Annotated in this window: 1 tRNA gene and 2 rRNA genes (1 of these 3 running past the window's edge); all 3 read left to right on the forward strand. The window is 55.5% G+C overall.

Annotation, left to right across the window (positions count from 1 at the left end):
- Positions 1-2,729 (forward strand): 23S ribosomal RNA (locus ACMAUO_RS20885) (it extends 12 nt beyond the left edge of the window).
- A gap of 114 nt (positions 2,730-2,843) precedes the next feature.
- Positions 2,844-2,959 (forward strand): 5S ribosomal RNA (gene rrf, locus ACMAUO_RS20890).
- 21 nt (positions 2,960-2,980) lie between these two features.
- Positions 2,981-3,057, forward strand: a tRNA-Met gene (locus ACMAUO_RS20895).

Below are 3,057 nucleotides of genomic sequence, written 5' to 3' on the forward strand. Positions count from 1 at the left end.
TAAGGGCATTCGGTGGATGCCTTGGCACCAGGAGGCGATGAAAGACGTGGCACGCTGCGAAAAGCCATGGGGAGCCGCGAGCAGGCTTTGATCCGTGGATATCTGAATGGGGCAACCCACCCAGCGATGGGTATCGTAATCTGAATACATAGGATTGCGAGGCGAACCCGGGGAACTGAAACATCTCAGTACCTGGAGGAAAAGACATCAATTGAGATTCTGCTAGTAGTGGCGAGCGAACGCGGAACAGGCCAGTGGTCATTTTCGAACAAGCAGAGCGGAATGGAAAGTCCGGCCATAGTGGGTGATAGCCCCGTATGCGTAATGTCTGAAATGATCCTTGAGTAGGGCGGGACACGTGAAATCCTGTCTGAACATGGGGGGACCACCCTCCAAGCCTAAATACTCCCTGGTGACCGATAGTGAACAAGTACCGTGAGGGAAAGGTGAAAAGCACCCCGACGAGGGGAGTGAAATAGACCTGAAACCGAATGCCTACAAGCAGTCGGAGCCTCTTATGGGGTGACGGCGTACCTTTTGTATAATGGGTCAGCGAGTTTCTGTTTGCAGCGAGCTTAAGCCGTTAGGTGTAGGCGAAGCGAAAGCGAGTCTGAATAGGGCGACGAGTTGCTGGCAGAAGACCCGAAACCGAGTGATCTAGCCATGGCCAGGCTGAAGGTGCGGTAACACGCACTGGAGGGCCGAACCCACGCCTGTTGAAAAAGTCGGGGATGAGCTGTGGCTAGGGGTGAAAGGCCAATCAAACTCGGAGATAGCTGGTTCTCCGCGAAATCTATTGAGGTAGATCGTCAGGTGTTGACCCCGGGGGGTAGAGCACTGGATGGGCTAGGGGGGCCCAAAGCCTTACCAAACCTAACCAAACTCCGAATACCCGGAAGTTTAGCCTGGCAGACAGACGGTGGGTGCTAAGGTCCATCGTCGAGAGGGAAACAGCCCAGACCACCAGCTAAGGCCCCCAAATCGTGGCTAAGTGGGAAAGGATGTGGGGATTCCAAAACAACCAGGAGGTTGGCTTAGAAGCAGCCATCCTTTAAAGAAAGCGTAATAGCTCACTGGTCTATTAGAAACCCTGCGCCGAAAATGTAACGGGGCTCAAGCCACGTGCCGAAGCTGTGGGTGCATACTTTGTATGCGCGGTAGCGGAGCGTTCCGTAAGTCTGTGAAGGAGACGGGGTGACCCTCTCTGGAGATATCGGAAGTGCGAATGCTGACATGAGTAGCGACAAACAGTGCGAGAAACACTGTCGCCGAAAGTCCAAGGGTTCCTGCGCAAGGTTAATCCGCGCAGGGTGAGCCGGCCCCTAAGGCGAGGGCGAAAGCCGTAGTCGATGGAAACCAGGTGAATATTCCTGGGCCTGCCAGAAGTGACGAATGCAAGATGTTGTCAGTCCTTATCGGATTGGGCTGGCTTTTTGCGCATTCCAGGAAATAGCTCTGGCATATAGACCGTACCCGAAACCGACACAGGTGGACTGGTAGAGAATACCAAGGCGCTTGAGAGAACGATGCTGAAGGAACTAGGCAAATTACTCGCGTAACTTCGGGATAAGCGAGACCCGTCATTGGGCAACCATTGGCGGGTGGCACAAACCAGGGGGTAGCGACTGTTTAGTAAAAACACAGGGCTGTGCGAAGTCGAGAGACGACGTATACGGCCTGACGCCTGCCCGGTGCCGGAAGGTTAAGAGGAGGTGTGCAAGCACTGAATTGAAGCCCCGGTAAACGGCGGCCGTAACTATAACGGTCCTAAGGTAGCGAAATTCCTTGTCGGGTAAGTTCCGACCTGCACGAATGGCGTAACGACTTCCCCGCTGTCTCCAGCATCGGCTCAGCGAAATTGAATTCCCCGTGAAGATGCGGGGTACCCGCGGTCAGACGGAAAGACCCTATGAACCTTTACTGCAGCTTTGCAGTGGCATCAGAGACATTCTGTGTAGGATAGGTGGGAGGCTTTGAAACCGGGGCGCCAGTTCCGGTGGAGCCATCCTTGAAATACCACCCTGACTGTTTCTGATGTCTAACCGAGACCAGTAAGCCTGGTCCGGGACCCTGCATGGTGGGCAGTTTGACTGGGGCGGTCGCCTCCCAAAGTGTAACGGAGGCGCGCGATGGTGGGCTCAGGTCGGTCGGACATCGACTGTTGAGTGCAATGGCATAAGCCCGCCTGACTGTGAGAGTGACAGCTCGATCAGAGACGAAAGTCGGCCATAGTGATCCGGTGGTCCCGCGTGGAAGGGCCATCGCTCAACGGATAAAAGGTACTCTAGGGATAACAGGCTGATCTCCCCCAAGAGTCCACATCGACGGGGAGGTTTGGCACCTCGATGTCGGCTCATCACATCCTGGGGCTGGAGCAGGTCCCAAGGGTTCGGCTGTTCGCCGATTAAAGTGGTACGTGAGCTGGGTTTAGAACGTCGTGAGACAGTTCGGTCCCTATCTGCCGTGGGTGTTGGAGACTTGAGAGGATTTGTCCCTAGTACGAGAGGACCGGGATGAACAGACCTCTGGTGTACCGGTTGTCGCGCCAGCGGCACAGCCGGGTAGCTAAGTTTGGACGGGATAATCGCTGAAAGCATCTAAGCGAGAAACCCACCTCAAAACTAGGTCTCCCTGAGGGCCGTGATAGACCATCACGTCGATAGGCCAGATGTGGAAGCGCAGTAATGCGTGCAGCTAACTGGTCCTAATCGCCCAATAGGCTCACTCACACCGCCAGGTTAATCCTGGCAACACACATGCACAGAAATCATCCACGCACACCACACACTCACAAAACACCAACCTCACACGCCCAAAACACCCCTACAGGGTGGACTGGACGACCTGGTGGCTATGGCGGGGAAAGATCCACCCGATCCCATCCCGAACTCGGCCGTGAAATGCCCCTGCGCCTATGATACTGCGTCTTAAGACGCGGGAAAGTCGGTCGCCGCCAGGTCTTCCAGTCCACCTACACCCCCGCGGGGTGGAGCAGCCCGGTAGCTCGTCAGGCTCATAACCTGAAGGCCGCAGGTTCAAATCCTGCCCCCGCAACCA

The sequence above is a fragment of the Gluconacetobacter brunescens genome (assembly GCF_048695475.1).
Taxonomy (GTDB): domain Bacteria; phylum Pseudomonadota; class Alphaproteobacteria; order Acetobacterales; family Acetobacteraceae; genus Gluconacetobacter.